Raw genomic sequence first — 19,161 nt, 5'->3', positions numbered from 1 at the left:
GCGGTCTGGGTGTTGTAGGCGGTGGATTTCGGGTCGAGGGTGTGCAGGAACCACAGGCGTTGTTGCGCGAACGACAACACCCGACCCGGCGACGAAGGGTCGCCGCCCGGCGCGACGGCCGGGTCGGGTCCGCTTGGGACGCCCTCCTCCCGGTCCGCCGGCGACGCCAGCTCGGCCCGTAGCCGGTCGGCCATCGCGGCCACGGTCTGCGCCTCGAACACGATCGCCGCCGACACCGGCAGCGCGAACCGGTCGCGCAGCCGGACGGCGACCATCGTGGCCCGCAGCGAGTGCCCGCCCAGGGAGAAGAAGTTGTCGTTCCGGCCCGGTGGCTGGCCGAGCACCTCCGCCCAGACCTGCGCCACCTGCCGTTCCAAGTCGTCGCGGGGCGGCTCGCCGACCTGCTCGGCCGGTGCGGGCAGCGCGGCCCGGTCCAGCTTGCCGTGCGGGGTGAGCGGCAGCTCGGCGAGCCGGACCCACACGGCGGGCACCATGGTCGCCGGCAGGTACCGGGCGGCGTGCGCGGCCAGCGTCGCGTCGTCCGGGCCGACCTCGGGCACGACGTATCCGACGAGCCGGGGGCCGGCCGTGCCCTGGTGCAGACCGACCGCGGCGGCCCGCACGCCCGGATGACGCAGCAGCACGCTCTCGATCTCGCCCAGCTCGATCCGGTGACCGTGCAGCTTCACCTGGTCGTCGACCCGGCCGGCGAAGTGGTAGGTGCCGTCCGGAAGCTGACGCGCCAGGTCGCCGGTGCGGTAGAGGCGGCTGCCGGGCGGCCCGTACGGGTCGGGCGGGAAACGCTCGGCGGTCAGGGCGGGACGGTCGTGGTACCCGCGGGCCACGCCCGGCCCGCCGATGAACACCTCGCCGAGGCTGCCGGTGGGCACCGGACGCAGGTCGTCGGTGAGCAGCCGGATGGCGGCGCCCGCGGCCGGATGCCCGAGCGCGGGCGGGCCGTCGCCCTCGACCGCCACCTCCCCGCTCATGGCCAGCACCGTGGCCTCGGTGGGTCCGTACAGGTTGACGGTGGTGAACGTGTGTTCGGGGCGAGGGCGGGCCAGCAACTGCTGGCCGCCCGCGCCCAGGATGCGCAGCGCCCAGTCGGGCGGCGCCGGCCGGGCCAGCACGGCCTCGGCGAGCGGGGTGGGCATGGTCGCCGAGGTGACCGCGTGCGCGGCGAGCCAGTCCACCAGCCGGTCGGGATCGACCCGGGTCTCGTCGTCGGGCAGCCAGAGGCTGGCGCCGGCCAGCAGCGGCGCCCAGATGTCCCACACCGACGCGTCGAAGCCGGGGGAGAACAGGTGCAGGCAGCGGTCGTCGGGCCCGAGACGCTCCGCGTCGGCCCGCCACCGGGCCAGCCCGCGCAGCGAGCCGTGCTCCACCATGACCCCCTTCGGGAGGCCGGTGGAGCCGGAGGTGTAGATCACGTAGGCGAGGTCGCCCGGGCCGATCGACACGGCGGGCGGGCTGTCGGGGTACGCGGCGAGCGTCGCCTGGTCCTCGTCGAGCAGGACGACCGGCGTGCCGGGCGCCACCAGGTCGGCCCGGACCAGCGACCGTACGGTGACGAGCACCCGCGCCCGGGAGTCGGCGAGCATGTGCCGGACCCGCTCGGCGGGGTAGCCGGCGTCGATGGGCAGGTACGCCGCGCCGGCGGTGAGCGCCGCCAGCACGCTGACGATCCCGTCGACGCCGCGGGGCAGCAGGACGGCGACCAGGTCGCCCCGGCGTACCCCGGTGGCCCGCAGGTGCCGGGCGAGCCGGTTGCTGCGGGCGCGCAGCTCCCCGTAGGTGACCCGGGCGTCGTCCGTGCCCAGCGCCAGGGCGTCGCCGGGATGCCGGGCGATCGCCTCATGGACGAGGTCCGCGTGGCGTGGCTCGACCTCGACGGACGGCCGGGCCGGGACGGGGTACGCTGACCAACCGCTTTCCTTGATCATGATGCGCCGGATGCTGCCAGCGCGGCAGGCCGCCGTCAATGGAAACGGGCCGGGCTAGGGGCCGCCCGGGCCGTTGTTTGGGGCTCTCCGGCCTGCCGCCGGGCGGGCCCCGGAGCGGCCGTTCGGGGCCGTCGCCGGGCGACGGGTCGACGGCCCCCGGCTCACCTCGACAGGCGGTCGACGACCTCGGCGGCGGTCATCACCTCGCCGAGCTGACCCAGCGTCTCCAGGCTCGCCCGGTGCGTCTCGTCGGTCGCGGCGGTGCAGGCGTCGGAGACGACCACCGGTCGGTAGCCGTGGTTGACCGCCTCGAACAGGGTGCCGGTGACGGAGAGGTTGGTGGCCACGCCGGTGAACAGGACGGTGTCCACGCCCCTGCCCCGCAGCACCGTGTCGAGCTCGCTGCCGAAGAAGCCGGTGAGCCGGACGTGGGTGATGACGACGTCGCCGCCCTCGGGCGCGAGCTCGTCGATGATCCGGGACTTCGGCGCGCCTTCGAGGAGGGCCTGCCGCTCCCGGACCATGGCGAAGCTGGGCGTGTTGGGGATGAGGTCCGGGTAGCCGGGCCGGTGGGCGACCCGCGTGTAGACGACGAGGCCGCCACTGGCGCGCACCGCCGTGGCGACCTGCGCCGCGTACGAGGCGACGCGGTGTCGGGAGACCTGCTCGGCGAAGAACGGGCCGAACACCCCGTCGGGGCTGACGATGTCGTGCTGCCAGTGGACGCCGATGACGGCGGTGCGCACCGGGTCGAGTTCTCGCATCGTCCCTCCCGTCACGGGGCGGAGAGTTGCTGCGGCGCCGGCTGGTGGCCGCGCCCGCCCGCGCCGGCCGGCCCTCGGCCGTACGCGTCGAGGCGCCCCCACCGCCCGGGAATGTCGAGCAGCGCCACGAAGTCGAGACTAGCGGGCAGAGCGGGCCTGATCACGAGATCCTCGCCGACCGGGTTGAGTCCGAGCATCGTGCGCAACAGCAGCAGGGTGGCGCCGGCGGACCACGCCTGCGGGCTGCACGCGGTGGGATAGTTGACCGGGTACTTGGTCTCGGCCCGGCTGTAGCCGGCGAACGCCTCGGGCAGCCGGCCGTCGTAGAAGACCGCCGCGTCCAGGATCCCGGCGGCGATCCGGGCCGCCTCGTCGGCGTACCCGTAACGGCGCAGCCCCCAGGCGATGAACGAGTTGTCGAACGGCCAGATCGTCCCCACATGGTACCCGATCGGGTTGTAGCGGCCCGCGCCCTCGGCCAGCGTGCGCACCCCCCAGCCGCTGAACAGCGCGGGCGACATCAGGTGCCGCACCAGGGCGGGCGCCTTCGACTCGTCGACGATGCCGCTCCACAGCAGGTGGCCGATGTTGGACGACAGGGCGTCCACCTGGCGGCCGTCCCCGTCGAGCGCGAGGGCCATGTACTCCCCGTCGGCGACCCAGAAGTCGCGGTTGAAGCGCCGCTTGAGCTCGGCGGCCTCCCGCTCCAGCCGGTCCGCGTACTCCGGGTCGTGCCAGATTGTCCGGGCCAGCCGGGCCGTGCGCATCTTCGCGTCGTAGGCGTACCCCTGCAGCTCGCAGGTCGCCCGGGGGAAGCCGGGCAGCCGCCCGTCCTGGTACGAGATGCCGTCCCAGGAGTCCTTCCAACACTGGTTCTCCAGGCCGTTGCGGGTGTTGCGCCGCTCGTAGGAGATGTAGCCGCTGCCCGTCAGGTCGGCGTAGTCGTCGATCCAGTCGATCGCCGCCCGCGCCTCCTGCTCGACCGAGCGGACGAGCCCCACGTCGCCGGTCCAGCGCTCGTACTCGTCGAGCAGCACCAGGAACAGGGGAGTGGCGTCGGCGCTGCCGAAGTAGGGGGTGTGCGGCGTGTCCTCGAACACGCTCATCTCCCCGTACCGCATCTCGTGCAGGATCCGGCCCGGCTCCTCCTCCCGGAAGTCGTCGACCCGGCTGCCCTGCCGGAACGCCAGCACCTTGAGCGTGGTGGCGGCGAGGTCGGGCGCGAACGGCAGCGCCTGGAGGCTGGTGAGGATGCTGTCGCGGCCGAACAGGCTCATGAACCAGGGCAGGCCGGCGGCCGGCACGCTCCTGTCCTCGGCGAGGAAGGGGCTGAACCGCAGCGCGGCCAGGTCGATGAGGCTGCGCCGGTACGCGCCGCGCAGGGGCTCCCACCCGGTCTCCAGCCGGGGCGCCTCCGCCAGCCAGTTCCTGAGCCGGCGCTCCTTGTCCCGGGTGCCGCTGACCCGCCCCGGGATCGCGAGCCGCTCCAGCCCTCTCGGCATCGGCAGGTCCGGCTCGGCGGTCAGCCTGGTCCGCCACGTGCTGTGCGGTTCGAGGTGGACCGTGAGCGTCAGCCCGTCCTCGTCCAGCTCGGCCGGCGTCGTCGCGGAGACGATCGTCTCCCGCCTGAACCGCTCCCGCTCGTAGCCGAGGACGAGGCGTCCGTCCTCGACCCGCCGGTAGTGCCGGCCCTTCTTGCGCGCCGTCGCGTCCTTGACCTCGAAGACGTCCGCGAAGTCGGCGTCCACCTCGACCCTGATGGTCAGGTCGACCGGTCGGCCGTCGTGGTTGATGATGCTCAGTTCCTCGTGCAGGCCGGCGTTGAGCGTGTGCACCCGACGCACCGAGATCGTGCTGTTGACGTAGACGTCCTGGTGGCCGGGGACCAGGTAGAACCGGTTCTCGAAGTAGTGGATGTCGTCGATGGCGAGGGTGCTCAACCGCTCCCCGTCGATCGTCAGCACCCACTTCGACAGCAGGCGCGTGTCGTGGGCGAACAGGCCGAGCGGGGTGTCGGGTGACGGCAGGATGTCGCCGGCCCGGTCACAGACCATGAAGGTCGTGCCGTCCAGGATGCCCACCTGGTCGTCAGTCATGGCCGCCTCCCCGGCGTCGCGGCCCCCCGGACGAGGGCGGCGGCGGGAACAGCCTCCGGACCGTCGCGAAGAGCCGGGGGCTGCCCGCCACGGACGCCTCGCCGCGCAGCACGGTGGTCAGGAAGTACGCCTCCCCGCTGGCGATCCGGTCGAACACCGCCCGGTCCGCCTGGACGACCGCGTCCCCGCCGGTCGCCTCCTCGGTGACCCTGATGTCGCCCTTGTCGATGGAGACCAGCCAGTGGTCGGTCCGGCCTTCGCGGCTGATGTCGAAGCGCACGCTGCCCTCGTCGATCGCCCTCAGCCGGCGGTCGTGCCCACGGCGCGCGAGGCCGTGGAAGAAATCCTGGGTGGCATCCGCCATCGCGACCCCTCCTCACCGGCCACCATTCCCCCGAATGGCCGCGGTCGCCTCACCCGGAAGAGGTGAACTTCGCCGCCGCCGCCCGCCGGGGCCGCCGCCGCCGGCGGCCGTGGCCGCACCCGCTGTGGCCGGGCCGCACCCGCTGCCGGCCGGGGCCGGACCGGCCCCCGCCGTGCGGTCCCGGGCGGCCCGGCGGACACCGCCCGGCCACCCGGCATCGCCACTAGCCTGAGACTCGATGGATCCCATCCAGGCAACGCTGCTCGTCGCCGCCGGTGTCGCCACGGGCGCCTTCAACGCGGTCGCGGGCGGCGGTTCCCTGATCGCCTTCTCGGCGCTGATCGCTGCCGGGATACCGCCGCTCAACGCCAAGCTGACCAGCACCGTCGCCGTCTTCCCCGGCAACGTGGCGAGCGTCGCGGGAGGATACCGGGACCTGCCGCCCCGCAGGGAGATCCGGCGCATCCTGCCCGCGGCGGTCGTCGGCGGCGTCGTCGGGTCGGTGCTGCTGCTGGTGACGCCCAGCCACGTCTTCGACGCGATCGTGCCGTTCCTGGTGCTCGCCGCGTCGGCGGTCCTCGGTCTGCGGGACCGACTGGACGGGCTGGTCCGGCGCTCCGTCCTGCGGCACGGGCGGAAACACCCGGCGGCCCTGCAGGCGTCCGTCGCCCTGGGCGGCGTCTACGGCGGCTACATCGGCGCCGGCTTCGGCATCGTCCTGGTCGCCGGCCTGGCTCTCCTGCAGCGCGAACCGCTCACCCGGACGGTCGCCCTGAAGAACCTGCTGTCGGCCGTTATCTCGTTCACGGCGGTGGTGCTCTTCGTTCTCTTCGGGACCGTCAACTGGGCGGGCGTGGCGATCCTGGCCCCGGCGACCGTCGTCGGCGGCTATGTCGGGGCACGGCTGCTCCGCAGGCTCCCCGTCGGCCTGCTCAGGGCGGTGGTCGTCGCGTTCGGGGTGGCCTTCGGGCTGTTGCTGCTGGGGCGCAACGTCCTGTAGACGGCGCGCCGCCGCCACGGCGAGCGCCTGGGAGGATCGGCCCCGGCAACGGGACGGGCCCCCGCCATCCGGTCGGATGACAGGGGCCCGTGCCGTGCCGGTCAGGTCAGCGGGACCTGGCGGGCGAGCGCGGCACCGTCGGCCTCGAAGGCGGCCAGGACGGAGGTGGGCGTGCCACCGGCGACCGGCACCAGGACGGTCACCGGGTGGCCGGAGCGCACCTGCACCGAGCGCTCACCGAGCGACCGGTCGCCGTCGGCGGCGTACAGGTACACCGTGCCGGCGCGGTCGGCCCGGACGGTCACCTGCACGCCGCCGGTGACCTGCCGCTGGCCGGTCAGCCGCAGCGCCCCCTCGGGCAGCCGGGCGACGGCGGCCGGGGCCACCCCGTCCACCGCCGACTGCGCGATGGTCTGCGGGCTGTGCACGCTGCGGGCGGCGGTGTCCGGGAACACCGGGGCGCTGGGCTGCCGCGCCGCCGGGGTCAGGCCGGGCAGGGTGACCAGGCCGTACCGGTACGGGTCGGCCCGGACGCCGGTGAAGGTGGACCAGCCCAGCCGGGACTGGGAGCTGAGGTCCTGGGTGTCCGAGTCGTAGACCAGCACGTTGAAGCCCATCCGGGCCGGGTCGATCGCGTCGGGCAGCACCGCGAACGGGATGCGCGCCTCGATCGTGTAGCCGGTGTACGGCGCGGTCACCTTGCTGACCACGGTCATCCCCGGGGCGGTCGTGGCGCCCGGTCCCTGCCGGTTGTCGGCGTCGCGCTGCCAGCACGGCGGGTCGCCGTTGGCGGGGTCGTCGGTGACCGGGAAGATGCCCGCCTTGAACACGGTGGAGGTGTCCGTCGAGTTCCCCTTCGGGTCGACGATGATCTCCACGCTGTCGGTGCGCCGCTGCCGCTTGCAGTCCTGCGGCACCACCTTCTTGCCGAGCACGTCGTCGGTGACCTGCACGAACACGACGAGCGCGTCCTCGGTGAAGGCGATCCGGCCGGTGGCCGAGGCGTCCTGCGGCGTGGTGGCCTGCCCCTCCCAGATGCGGGACAGGTCCAGCTCCTCGCCGGGGTACTCGCCGGGGGAGGCCACCCCGTCGACGGCGTGGTCGTGCCCGGCGTGCGGCACCTCGCTGGTCGGCACGATCTCCAGGGCGCCGGTCTCCACGGTGCTGCCGGCGGCGCTGGTGGTGGTGATGGTGATGCCGTAGTCGCCGCCGTCGCCGCCCTCGTTGGCGGTCGGCAGGCTGGCATCGCTGGTGACCGTGAAGGTGACCGCCCCGGTCGCGCCCGGGGCCAGGTCGGCGTAGCTCTTCGTCGCCGCGTCGGCGGCGAAGCCGGCCGGCAGGCCGAGGGCGACCGTGCCGCTCTGGGCGGTCTCGCCGTGGTTGCGCAGGTCGACCCGGACCGTCCGGCTCTTGCCGGAGCCGATGGTCAGCACCGGCTTGATCAGGGTGTCCAGCTGCGGGTAGCCGCTGTCGCCGGCCCAGGTGCGGAACAGCCCCACCTCGGGCAGCGGCTCCAGGGTGCCGCGCACGTCGGCGACCACCCGGACCGCGCGGTCCGTGCGGCCGGCGCCCTGGCCGGTGGTCAGGGACGCGCCGACGAGGTGCTGGGCGTTGGTGTCGGCGCCGGCGGGGACGGTCACGGTGAAGGTGACGGTCCGCTCCTTGCCGGCCGGTACGGCGCCGCGCAGCTCGCCGGAACCGACGGCGGTCCAGCCCTGCGGCAGCCGCAGGGAGACCCGGGGCGCGGTGAGCGCCCGGTTGCCCGGCGCCCGCACGTGCGCGGTGACCTCGACGCTCTGCCCGGGGGCGAGGTCGAACCGGTCGGCGGTCAGGTAGAGCTCGGTGCCGCGGGGCAGCCCGCCGGCCGCCGGGGGCAGCACCGAGCCGCGCAGGATCGCCTCGGGGGAGGTGTCCGCCGGGTCGTACGGGACGCGGCTGTCGACCAGGGTGTAGAAGTCGCAGCGGATCTTCGCGGGGTCGGTGGGGGCGGCGGCGGTGTTGGCCCAGCCCTGGGTGACGTAGTCCCGGCGGGCGTCGACCTCGACCTCGGCCCAGGTCTTGCCGCCGGCGCTGCGGGCGCCCTCCCAGACGCCGAACACCTGGTCGGTCGGGACGGCCGACACGAAGCCGGTGGCGCACTGCGGCCCGGTCGACGAGCTGCCGGTGCCGCCGGTACGCAGGAACTTCGCCGCCCGGAACGGCGTGAGTCCCTCCTTGGTGAGCTGCTCCGGGAAGGCCTTGGGGTCGGCGGCGGCGTGGAACGCCTCGGCGGCGAACCGGGCGGCCTGCTGGTGGTTGCCGTGGTTGCCGGGCGTGGGCGACGGGTTCATCGTCATGACGATCTCGGGCCGGGTCTGCCGGATCACCCGGACGATCTGGGCGAGGGTGTCGTCGTGCCCCCAGATCTGCTCGGACAGGGGCGCGGACGCGGTGTACCAGAAGTCGACGCGGTCGAGGTTGTACAGGTTCTCCACCCCGGCGCGGCCGATCGCGGTGCGCTCCTCGCGCTCCCGGATGATGCCCAGCGGCGGGCCCTCCTCCAGGCCGACGGCGTTGCCGCCGCCCTCGCCACGGGTGATGGTGACGACGCCGGCCTTGGCGCCGTGCTTCTCCTTCCACTGGCCGAGGGTGGCGAGGCTGCCGGCCTCGTCGTCGGGGTGGGCGCTGACGAAGAGGACGTCCAGGTCGACGGCGTCGGTCGGCCGGGCGTCGGTGGGGGCGGCGAGGGCCACGGCCGGTGTCCCGGACAGGGCCAGGGCGAGCGCCGTGGGTAGCAGGAACGCCTTGAGACGCATGCAGATCCTTTCGCGTGACGCGATGTCCGCGCAGCGGCCGGCGACGTCGGACGCGCGGGCGTCGACGTGGGGTCGCGGTCGGACGGTGAGGGGACGGGCGGGGGCGCCGGGCACGAGGGAGCACCGGCGTCACCGGGGTGCGCAGCGGTACGGAGATCCGTACACACTGGAAGGCCTTCGCCCGGTGACGCTAGGGACCGGCGCGGCGGCCCGTCAATGCTTTGCAAGGTCTTTCTTCATTTGCGAAAGAAACTAACTCCCCGCCAGGCGTGGTGTTGCCGGCGGTGAACTCACCCGTCCGCAAGCTCCGCGAGGGCGCGCAGGAAGGGCGTTTCTGCTGCTCACGGAGGGGTCTGCAAGGTAACGAGACGGTTTCGTTACTTGACTCGATAGTTCGTTCGCCGTAGGAAGGAAGTGTGACAGACGTGGTGACGCCACCAACGAGCCCCGTGAGCCGGGAGCGGTCGAAGGAGATCAAGCGGTTGTCCGTGATCTCCACCGCCCGCCAGGTGCGGGTGCTCTCCCGCGCTGAGCTGACCGAGCTCACCGGGCTGAGCCCCGCCACGCTCACCCCGCTCGTGCGCGAGCTGATCGCCGAGGGGTACCTCATCGAGCGCGGCCCCGGGACCTCCCGCACCGGCCGGCCACGGGCGATGCTGGAGTTCAACCCCCGGGCCGAACTGGTCGCCGCGGTCTCCCTGGAGCCGTCGCGGATCAGCTGCGAGATCGCCGACAGTGACGGCGCCGTCATCGCCCACCGCGCGGTCCGGCTCGCCGGCGACATCGTCGACACCATCTGCCGCTCGGTGCCCGAGCTCGCCGGCGACGGGCTGCCGGCGCTGCGCGGGGTCGCCATCGCCGCGCCCGGCGTCTCCACCGGCGGCGCCGTCCGCCTGGCTCCCTCGGTCGGCCTCGTCGAGGGCCGGCCGGTGGGGGAGTCGGTGCAGCGGCGGCTCGGGGTGCCCGTGGTGGTGGACAACGACGTGAACCTGATGGCGGCCGGCGAGCACGCCGTCGGCGCGGGCAGCGACGTCGCCGACCTGCTGCTGCTGCACGTGGCCGACGGCATCGGCGCCGGTCTGGTGCTCGACGGGCAGGTCCGCCGGGGCGCCGGCGGGGCCGCCGGCGAGGTCGGCTTCCTGCCGCTGGACCCGACCGACCGCGGCCACGACGGGATCGGCCCGTTCGAGGCCCGCTGGTCGGAGAACGCCATCGCCGAGCGGATGGTGGCGCTGGCCCCCGGGCGGCGGCCGGACTCGCCCGTGGCCGACCTGGTGGCGCTGGCCGCCATCGACGACCGGGCCGCCGCCTACCTCGACGACGTGCTCGCGGCCTGGTCGCGGCTGATCGTCTCCTGCGTCTGCGTCGTCGATCCCGGGCGGGTGCTGCTCAGCGGCGCGGCCGCCCACCTCGACGACGCCGCCGTCGACCGGCTCCAGGCGCTGGTCGCCGCCGCCGCGCCGAGCACCACCGAGGTGCGCCGGGCGGTGCTCGGCGACCGGGCGGTGCTGCACGGGGCGGTCAGCTACGCCCTCTCCGCGGCCGCCGCCGGAATGCCCACCCTGCTGCCGACTCCCTGACCACACACCACGCACACCGCAGTTCCCCCCACACCCCTCGGAGGTACCCCATGAGACGTCGACTTCTCCTCGCCGGTGCGCTCGCCACCGTGCTCGCCGCCGGCACCGCCTGTGGCGGCGGCGGTGGCGACGACGCGGCCGGCGGCGCGAGCGCCGAGAAGCTGACCATCTACACGGCCCGCGACAAGAAGGTCTCCACCTACGTCGTGGACCAGTTCACCGCCAAGTACCCCGAGTACAAGGGCAAGGTCGAGATCCTCAACCTGGGCGCCCAGGAGATCCTGGAGCGGGTCCGGGCCGAGAAGGCCAACCCGCAGGCCGACGTCTGGTGGGGCGGCACCCAGCAGGGGCTCTCCGCCGGCGCCGGCGAGGACCTGCTGACCTCCTGGCAGCCGGCGTTCGCCGGCAAGATGGACCCGAAGTACAAGGACGCCGAGGGCCGCTGGTTCGGGGAGATCCTGCTCCCCGAGGTCATCATGTACAACAACAAGGCGCTCACCCCGGAGCAGGCCCCGAAGGACTGGGACGACCTGCTGAAGCCGGAGTGGAAGGACAAGATCATCATCCGGGACGTGGCCGCGTCCGGCACGATGCGGTCGATCTACGCGTCGATGATCATGCGGCAGTCCCCGGACGGCAGCAACCCGCAGCCCGGCTACGACTGGCTGAAGAAGCTCGACGCCAACACCGGCGCGTACGCGGCCAACCCGACCGACCTCTACCTGAAGCTCTCCCGCCAGCAGGGCGTGCTCAGCGCCTGGAACCTGCAGGACATCCTGCTGCAGGCCAACCAGTCGAACATGCCGTTCGGCTACGTGATGCCGGCCTCCGGCGCCCCGGTGCTGGTCGACGGCATCGCCGCGGTCAAGGGCGGCAACACCACCGGCGCGCAGAAGTTCATGGAGTTCCTCTTCGACGACAAGCTCCGCGGCGACCTGGCCAAGGACTACTACCAGATCCCGGCCGTGGACATCGCCGAGAAGCCGGAGTGGCTGGCCCAGCTCGACCTCAAGCCGCTGGACGTCAACTGGGACGTGATCGGCAAGAACGAGACCGAGTGGATTAACCACTGGAACGGCCAGATCAAGAACAAGGGCTGACGCCCGGGCGTCTCGGGGGCGGGCCCGTCCCGCCCCCGCGCCCCCATCTGACGACCGACCAGGTCCGGTACCGCACGAAGGAGAGGACCTCATGATCGATGTCACGCTGGAGTCGGTGAGCAAGCGCTTCGCGCGCGGCGGCGACACCGCGGCCGTGGACGACGTCGACATCACCATCGCCGCCGGGGAGTTCTTCACGCTGCTCGGCCCGAGCGGCTGCGGCAAGACCACCACCCTGCGCATGGTGGCGGGGTTCTACTTTCCCACCTCCGGCCGGATCCGGTTCGGCACCGAGGACGTCACCCGCCGGCCGCCGAACAAGCGCGACACCGGCATGGTGTTCCAGAACTACGCGCTCTTCCCACACATGAGCGTCGCGCAGAACGTCGCGTACGGCCTGAAGATCCGCAAGGTCGGACGGGCCGATTCGCGGCGGCGGGTCGAGGAGGCGCTCGGCCAGGTGCACCTCGCCGGCTACGGCGACCGGCGCATCGACGAGCTCTCCGGCGGCCAGCAGCAGCGTGTCGCCCTGGCCCGGGCGCTGGTGATCCGGCCCCGCACCCTGCTGCTCGACGAACCGTTGTCGAACCTCGACGCCAAGCTGCGCGAGGAGACCCGGGTCGAGATCCGCCGCATCCAGCGCGAGGCCGGCACGACCTCCATCTACGTCACCCACGACCAGGCCGAGGCGATGGCCATGTCGGACCGCATCGCGGTGATGCAGTCCGGGCGGGTGCAGCAGATCGGCGCCCCGCAGGAGATCTACCACCGCCCGGCGACCAGCTTCGTGGCCCGCTTCATCGGCCGCAGCAACGTGCTCAGCCTCCCGGTGGTCGCCGCCGCCGAGCAGACCGTCACCGTGGGGCTGCCCGCCGGCGGCGAGGTCACCGCGCTCGCCCCGACGGGCCACGGCCTGCGCCAGGGCGACACCGCGCTGGTGTCGGTCCGTCCCGAGCACCTCGGGCTGACCTCGGCCACCGAGGCGGGCGCGCTGCCCGGCCGGGTCACCGAGGTGGAGTTCACCGGCATGGCCACCAACCTCGTGGTCGACGTGGCCGGCGAGCCGGTGCAGGTGGCCGCGATCGACGTGCCGGCCGGGATCGCCGCCGGCGACCAGGTCGGCCTGCGGCTGAACCGGGAGCGGATGTGGGTGGTGCGGCCGTGAGCACCATCCCCGCCACCCCCAGCCCGGCCACCGTCGCCCCGATCACCCAGGAGCCGCCGCAGCGCGGCCCGCGCCGCCGCCTCGCCGACCGGTTCGCCGGCGGCACCGGCTCCCGCTGGTTCCCGTACGTCCTGGTCTTCCCGCTCGCCCTGATCCTCTTCGGGTACGTGGTGCAGCCGATGTTCGCCACCTTCGCCGAGAGCGTCGGCGTGGACGGGGTGGAGAACTACGGCAGCTTCGTCACCGGCGGCGGGGTCGCCCGCTCCTCCCTGGTCACCTCGCTGATCATCTCCGCGGCCAGCGTGCTGCTCTGCGGCGTCGTCGGCGTGGCGATGGCCTTCCTGCTCAAGCGCTTCTCGTTCCCCGGCCGCAAGCTGATCGAGGCGATCATCCTGGTGCCGGCGGCGCTGCCGCCGCTGATCGGGGCGATCTCGTTCCAGCTGCTCTACAGCGAGACCGGCATCCTGCCGCGCGGCCTCCAGCAGCTCCTCGGCGCCGAGAACCCGGTGCTGCCGTTCAGCGGCATCGCCGGCGTGCTGGTCGTGCACACCTTCACCATGTACCCGTACTTCTACCTGTCCGCCTCGGCCGCGCTGTCGGGGATGGACCCGTCGGTGGAGGAGGCGGCGTACAACCTGGGCGCCGGCCGGGTCCGGGTGTGGCGCACGGTGCTGCTGCCGATGCTCACCCCGGCGCTGGTCTCCGCCTCGCTGCTGGTGTTCATGACCTCGCTGGCGTCGTACACCGCCCCGCTGCTGTTCGGGGTGGACCAGACGATGACCATGCAGATCTACATCAACCGCACCAACGGCGACCTGCCGATGGCCTCCACGTACGCCTCGGTGCTCGGCGTGGTCTCCGTGCTGTTCCTGCTCGGCATGCGCTGGTACGAGGGGCGGCGCAGCTACCGCTCCCAGTCCAAGGGCGTCGCCGCGCACCGGCGCGAGATCACCAACCCGCTCGGCAAGTGGCTCGCCCTGACCGCCTCGGTCCTGGCCACCGCGGTCCTGCTCGCGCCGGTGGCGACCATCGCCCTGGTCGCGTTCTCCCAGGACGGCTCCTGGACCACCGAGGTCATCCCGGCGTCGTACACCACGCAGAACTTCGTCACGATCTTCTCCGACCCGGCGGCGTTCCAGCCGATCCTCAACTCGCTGCAGATGAGCCTCATCGCGACCGTCGCCTGCGTCGTCGTCGGCGTGCTCATCGCGTACGCGGTGCGGCGGCTGGACTTCCGCGGCCGGGGCCTGCTGGACGTGGCGGTCATGCTGGCCTGGGCGCTGCCCGGCACGGTGGTGGCGATCAACCTGATCTCCGCGTTCAGCACGGGCAACGCGTTCAGCTTCGGACAGGTGCTGATCGGGACCTTCTGGATCATGCCGTTGGCGTACTTCGTGCGGTTCCTGCCGCTGGTCTTCCGCTCCAGCTCGGCGACCCTGGCGCAGATCGACCCGTCGCTGGAGGAGGCCGCGCGCAACCTGGGCGCGTCCTGGTGGCGGGCGTTCGGCACGGTCACCCTGCGGCTGATGCTGCCCGGTGTGGTGGCCGGCGCGCTGCTCGCCTTCGTGCACGGCGTCGGCGAGTTCGTCGCCTCGGTGCTCATCTACACCTCCGAGACCGCGCCCATCTCCGTGGAGATCAACAACCGGATGTACTCGTTCGAGGTCGGCACCGCCGCCGCGTACGGCATGCTCCAGGTGGTCCTGATCTTCGTGGTGATGGTGGTCTCCGGCCGGCTCGAAGGCGGCCGGCGCTCCAGTCGGGAGGCGGCCCGGTGGACGGCGTGAGCGCGGCCTGGCCGGCGGGCGGCGGGCTGGTCCCCGCCGCCCGGATCCCCGGCGGGGAACTCGCGGCGGTCGCCGCGGCGGCGGACTTCGCGGTGCTCCCGGTCGGCGCCGTCGAGTGGCACGGCCCGCACCTGCCGCTCGGCACCGACCTGATCCTCGCCGAGGGCTTCGCCGCCGAGAGCGCGATCCCCGGCGACGGCGCGGTGCCGTCCGGCGGCGGCACCCCGGACGGCACCGCGACCCCGGCCGGCGGGCGCGCGACGGCGGCGGGCCCGCGCGGGGTGCTCTTCCCCGCCGTGCCGTACGCCGCCTGCCCCGGCCAGACCCGGCCGTGGCCCGGCACCGTCGCGATCCGACCCGAGATCGCGGTCGGCTACCTCGCCGACGTGATCGAGGGGATCGTGGCCGCCGGGTTCACCCGGCTGCTGATCGTCAACGGACACGACGCCAACATGTCGACCGTCCGGGCCGCCATGGAGTGGGTCTCCGGGCGGCGCACGGCGAGCCTGCTGCTGGTCAACTGGTTCCAGCTGGTCACCCCGGCCGAGACCGCCGAGCTGTACGGGCCGCTGCCGGCGCGCGGGCACGGCGGCGCGTACGAGACCTCCGGGGTGCTCGGCTTCGACCCCGACGCGGTCCGCCTCGACGCCGTCGCCGACCTGCCGCCCCGGCCGAAGCTGCCGGTGACCCACCCGTACGTGCTGGTGGAGTCCCGGCCGGACCCGTGGCAGGGCTGGTCCGGGCACATCTCGCTGGCCGACGAGGCGGCCGGTCGGCGGGTCCGGCACCTGGCCGCCACCCGGCTGCGCGAGGTCGTGGCCGCCTGGGTGGCCGCCCCGCCGCCCGCCCCGCCCACCGACGCCCCGCTGACCACCGACGGGCCGGTCCGGGCGGCCGGCGGGCCCGATCCCGAGGAGGCGCCGTGACCGTCGACCGTGGACTGGACGTCGTCGACTTCCACCTGCACTTCCGCATCGGCGCCGACGAGACCATCCGGGCCTGCGAGCACGCCGCCGACATGCACCCCGGCGGCGAGCACGAACGCGCCGTCCGGGCCGCCGGCTCCGCCCCGTACGCGCGGCAGTGGCGGCAGGCGTGGGGCTTCCCGGAGCCGGAGTCGCCCGCCCCGCGCTGGCAGGACGAGGCGGACCGGTGGGCCGAGGAACTGCGCGCGGTCGACATCCGCCGGGCGGTCTTCGTCACCGGCGGCGGCAACGACACCGTCGCCGACGTGGTGGACCGCCACCCCGACCTGCTGCTCGGCTTCGCCCACCACGACCCGTACGGCGCGGACGCCGCCGCCGAGCTGGAACGCGCGGTGGTCGAGCGCGGCCTGCGCGGGCTGAAGCTTTTCGCCCCGCTGCTGCGCGGCCCGCTCGACGACGAGGCCCTCGACCCGCTCTGGGGCACCGCCCAGCGCCTCGGCGTGCCGGTGCTGATCCACATCGGTCACTACGGCAGCGCCGGCGGCCTGTCCCACGGCCGGTACGGCGGCCCGGACGAGCTGGCCCGGATGGCCCGCCGCTTCCCCGAGCTGGCCGTGGTGGTGCCGCACTTCGGCGTCCAGCACGTGCAGGACCTGCTCTTCGCCGCCTGGGGCTGCCCGAACATCCACGTCGACACCTCGGGGTCGAACCAGTGGGTGCGCTGGATGCCGTACAAGCTGACACTGGACGAGCTGTTCCGGCGGTGCTACGAGACCATCGGCCCGCACCGGATCGTGTTCGGCAGCGACTCGTCGTGGTTCCCGCGCGGTTACGTCACCCGCTACCTCGACGACCAGCTGCGGATCTGCCGCGAGCTGGGGCTGCCCGACGAGCACCTACGCGCGATCTTCGCCGGGAACGCCGAGCGCCTGCTCGGCCTGGACGCCTGACCGGCTGACGCCCGGGCGCGGCGCGCGACGCCGCGCCCGGCACGGAAGGAAGTAGAGACCGTCATGAGCACACCCGCGCTGACCACCTACCAGCGGCACCACCTGCGGCCGACCTACGACCACCACGTCGGGTACCTCTTCCCGGCCATGGTCCGGGCGAGCCAGGCCCACGTGGTGATGCTGACCGAGCAGGGGCTGGTCCCCGCCGAGCGGGGCGCCCGGCTGCTGCGCGGGCTGGCCGAACTGCGCGCCGACACCGCCGGTGCGCCGGAGTTCGACGGCACCTTCGAGGACACCTACTACCTGATGGAGAAGCGGCTGGCGCAGGCGTGCGGCATCCCCACCTCCGAGCTCGACGTGCAGATGGCCCGCAGCCGCAACGACCTCGACGCCGGGGTGTTCCGGATGCTGCTGCGCGACCAGCTGCTCGGGGTCCTCGACCGGGTGCTCGCGACCGGCGCGACCGCCCTGGACTCCGCGCACCGGTACGCCGACGTGGTGATCACCGGCTACACCCACCGCCGGCCGGCGCAGCCCACCACCATCGGGCACGCGCTCGCCGGCTACGCCGAGGCCCTCGCCGGGGAGGCCGTCGCCTACGCCGAGCTGATCGACCAGCTCAACACCTCGCCGCTGGGCTCCTGCGCCTTCGCGGGCACCGACCTGGACATCGCCCCCGCCCGGGTGGCCGAGCTGCTCGGCTTCGACGGCCTGGTCACCAACTCGTACGAGGCGGTGGCCGGCGCCGACCACCTCGTCCGGGTCGGCACCCTCAACGCCCAGGCCCTCGCGACCGGCGCCCGGCTGGCCCGCACCCTGATGGACTGGCTGAGCTGGCGCTGGGTGACCACGCCCGGGGACTTCACCCAGGGCAGCAGCATCATGCCGCAGAAGCGCAACCCGGTGGTGCTGGAGCACCTCGTCTCGATGGCCGGTGCCACCGCCGCCGACGCCGCCAGCGTGCTCAACAACGTCGGCGCCGCCTGGTGGGAGGACTCCAACAACGCCACCACCGACGTGCAGGTGCGGCTCTGGGAGAGCAACGACCGCACCGACCGGTTCTTCGCGCTGCTCGGCGGCTTCCTCGCCGAGATCGAGCCGCTGGAGCCGCCGTCGGCCGAGGAGATCGTCGCCTCCGGCGCCACCACCACCGCCGCGGCCGACGCGCTGACCCGGCACGGGGTGCCGTTCCGGGCCGCCCACTCGGTGGTCGGCCGGCTGGTCCGCGGCGGGTCCCCGGGCACCTGGACCGCGCAGACCGTCCGGGCGGCGGCCGAGGGGATCGCCGGCGGGCTCGACGACGCCGCCGTCGCCGACCTGATCGCCGCCGCCGTACGCCCGGAGCTGGTGCTCGACCGCGCCCAGGTCGACGGCCCCGGCGCGGACGCGGTGCGCGCCCAGGTGGCGGTGCTGCGCGGCACCTTCGACACCGTCGCCGGCCGGCTGGCCGCCGTCCGCGCCCGACTCGCCGCCGCCGACGAGGCGCTGGACGCGGTCGCCGCGCAGAGGGCGGCCGAATGAGCGCGCGGAACGCGCCGGTCGGGGGCCAGGAGGTGGCCCGGTGAGCATGCGACTGGCCGGCCGGGCCGCGCAGCCCGCGCCGCCGGCCGGCGACGTGGGCGTGCTGCTCGGCATCGACTTCGGCGGCACCAAGATGGCGGTCGGGGTGGCCGACGCGCAGGGCCGGCTGCTGGCCCGCGAGCGGGTCCCGACGTACGCCGAGCGGGGCGCCCCGCAGGCCCTGGACCGCGCCCTGGAGCTGGCCGCGAAGCTGGTGGGGGAGGTCGGCGCGCCGGTCGCGGCGGCCGGGATCGCCTCGCCCGGCGTGGTCCGCTCCGACGGCATCGACCTGGCCCCGAACGTGCCCGGCTGGGACGGGCTGCGCCTCGCCGACGCGGTCCGGGACCGGCTGGCGGTGCCGGCGGTGGCGGTCGACAACGACCTCAACGCCGCCGCCCTGGCCGAGCTGCGCCTCGGCGCGCTCCGCGACGCCGACCCCGGCCTGGTGGTGGGCCTGGGCACCGGCGTGGCGGCGGCGGTCACGGTCCGCGGGTCGGTGCTGGCCGGGCACCACGGGGCGGCCGGCGAGATCGGGTACGCGGTCGCCGGCGGCCCGTGGCCGGGCACCATGCTGGAGCTGGGCTTCTCCGGCCGGGCGCTGGACCGGCTCGCCGACTCGCTCGGCGTGCCGGGCGGGGCGCGGGGGCTGGCCGCCGCCGCCGAGCGGCCCGGCCCGGCCCGCGACGCGCTGTCCGCCCGGGCGGACGAGCTGGCCCGGCACCTGGTCACCTGCTGCCTGCTGCTCGACCCGCAGCGGGTGGTGCTGGTCGGCGGGGTGGCCGGCAACGCGCTGATCCGCGGCCTGCTGGGGGAGCGGATGGCGGCGGTCCTGCCGTACCCGCCGGAGGTGGTGCTGTCGCGGTTCGCCGACGACGCCGCGCTGCTCGGCGCGGTCATCCTCGCCCGCGAGGCGGTCCCGACCCCCCGCTGACCGGGCCGCCCGGTCCTTGCAAGTGTTTGCAGTCCGCGAAGCCGACGGTCCATCACGGACCGCCGGCTTCGCGGCTTTTGAGGGCTATGGCCAGGCCTTACCCGGGGTGGCCGGCATTGTTGCCATGAAATTTCGAGAAGTTTGCTGCAAGGCATTGCAGAGACTGCCAGCAATCGAGCATTGTCGTTGCTACGCGGACG

Annotated in this window: 14 protein-coding genes; 9 read left to right on the top strand and 5 right to left on the bottom strand. The window is 73.9% G+C overall.

Features of this window, described 5'->3' with window-relative positions; all coding sequences use genetic code 11:
- The 4 genes from AB0G08_RS24745 to AB0G08_RS24730 form a co-directional block, all read right to left on the bottom strand.
- Positions 1 to 1,943: amino acid adenylation domain-containing protein (locus AB0G08_RS24745; protein WP_358091927.1), on the bottom strand; the 1,943-nt coding region annotated here is incomplete at its 3' end.
- Between the two features lie 161 nt (positions 1,944 to 2,104).
- Positions 2,105 to 2,707, bottom strand: coding sequence for a cysteine hydrolase (locus AB0G08_RS24740; protein WP_358091925.1), 603 nt, complete (start codon positions 2,705 to 2,707; stop codon positions 2,105 to 2,107).
- 11 nt (positions 2,708 to 2,718) lie between these two features.
- Complete coding sequence (locus AB0G08_RS24735; RefSeq protein ID WP_358091923.1) at positions 2,719 to 4,803, bottom strand: glycogen debranching N-terminal domain-containing protein; 2,085 nt, start codon at positions 4,801 to 4,803, stop codon at positions 2,719 to 2,721.
- On the bottom strand, positions 4,796 to 5,167 hold the full coding sequence (locus AB0G08_RS24730) for an SCP2 sterol-binding domain-containing protein (protein WP_358091921.1): 372 nt from the start codon (positions 5,165 to 5,167) through the stop codon (positions 4,796 to 4,798). Before AB0G08_RS24730 ends, AB0G08_RS24735 begins: the two co-directional genes overlap by 8 nt.
- Positions 5,168 to 5,405: 238 nt before the next feature.
- Between AB0G08_RS24730 and AB0G08_RS24725 the strand changes: the two genes are divergently transcribed.
- Complete coding sequence (locus AB0G08_RS24725; RefSeq protein ID WP_358091919.1) at positions 5,406 to 6,167, top strand: sulfite exporter TauE/SafE family protein; 762 nt, start codon at positions 5,406 to 5,408, stop codon at positions 6,165 to 6,167.
- A gap of 101 nt (positions 6,168 to 6,268) precedes the next feature.
- Here the strand turns inward: AB0G08_RS24725 and AB0G08_RS24720 are convergent, their stop codons facing one another.
- Positions 6,269 to 8,962 (bottom strand): sugar-binding protein, encoded by a 2,694-nt coding sequence (locus AB0G08_RS24720; protein ID WP_358091917.1) that lies wholly within the window; start codon positions 8,960 to 8,962, stop codon positions 6,269 to 6,271.
- 416 nt (positions 8,963 to 9,378) lie between these two features.
- Between AB0G08_RS24720 and AB0G08_RS24715 the strand changes: the two genes are divergently transcribed.
- From AB0G08_RS24715 to AB0G08_RS24680, 8 genes are all read left to right on the top strand, one after another.
- Positions 9,379 to 10,542, top strand: a complete 1,164-nt coding sequence (locus AB0G08_RS24715) for an ROK family protein (protein WP_358091915.1) — start codon at positions 9,379 to 9,381, stop codon at positions 10,540 to 10,542.
- A 50-nt stretch (positions 10,543 to 10,592) separates the two neighbouring features.
- A complete protein-coding gene (locus tag AB0G08_RS24710) occupies positions 10,593 to 11,642 on the top strand; it encodes an extracellular solute-binding protein (RefSeq protein WP_358091913.1) in 1,050 nt (349 codons plus the stop codon).
- A gap of 91 nt (positions 11,643 to 11,733) precedes the next feature.
- Positions 11,734 to 12,807: an ABC transporter ATP-binding protein gene (locus AB0G08_RS24705; protein ID WP_358091911.1), complete on the top strand. Its 1,074-nt coding sequence runs from the start codon at positions 11,734 to 11,736 to the stop codon at positions 12,805 to 12,807.
- Positions 12,804 to 14,594 carry an iron ABC transporter permease gene (locus tag AB0G08_RS24700; protein WP_358091909.1) on the top strand — a complete coding sequence of 597 codons (1,791 nt, stop codon included), beginning with the start codon at positions 12,804 to 12,806 and terminating at the stop codon, positions 14,592 to 14,594. Before AB0G08_RS24705 ends, AB0G08_RS24700 begins: the two co-directional genes overlap by 4 nt.
- The gene (locus AB0G08_RS24695; protein WP_358091907.1) at positions 14,582 to 15,520 is read left to right on the top strand and encodes a creatininase family protein; all 939 of its coding nucleotides are present in this window, start codon (positions 14,582 to 14,584) and stop codon (positions 15,518 to 15,520) included. The genes AB0G08_RS24700 and AB0G08_RS24695 overlap by 13 nt, the downstream gene beginning before the upstream one ends.
- Positions 15,517 to 16,470: an amidohydrolase family protein gene (locus tag AB0G08_RS24690; protein WP_358091905.1), complete on the top strand. Its 954-nt coding sequence runs from the start codon at positions 15,517 to 15,519 to the stop codon at positions 16,468 to 16,470. The genes AB0G08_RS24695 and AB0G08_RS24690 overlap by 4 nt, the downstream gene beginning before the upstream one ends.
- Before the next feature lie 63 nt (positions 16,471 to 16,533).
- Positions 16,534 to 17,991 carry a lyase family protein gene (locus tag AB0G08_RS24685; RefSeq protein ID WP_358091903.1) on the top strand — a complete coding sequence of 486 codons (1,458 nt, stop codon included), beginning with the start codon at positions 16,534 to 16,536 and terminating at the stop codon, positions 17,989 to 17,991.
- A 46-nt stretch (positions 17,992 to 18,037) separates the two neighbouring features.
- The gene (locus AB0G08_RS24680; RefSeq protein WP_358091931.1) at positions 18,038 to 18,961 is read left to right on the top strand and encodes an ROK family protein; all 924 of its coding nucleotides are present in this window, start codon (positions 18,038 to 18,040) and stop codon (positions 18,959 to 18,961) included.
- Positions 18,962 to 19,161 lie beyond the last annotated feature (200 nt).

Source organism: Micromonospora sp. NPDC023644, assembly GCF_040640115.1.
GTDB lineage: Bacteria > Actinomycetota > Actinomycetes > Mycobacteriales > Micromonosporaceae > Micromonospora.
Note: the sequence above shows the minus strand (reverse complement) of the source record. Positions and strands in the feature narration are given on the sequence as shown.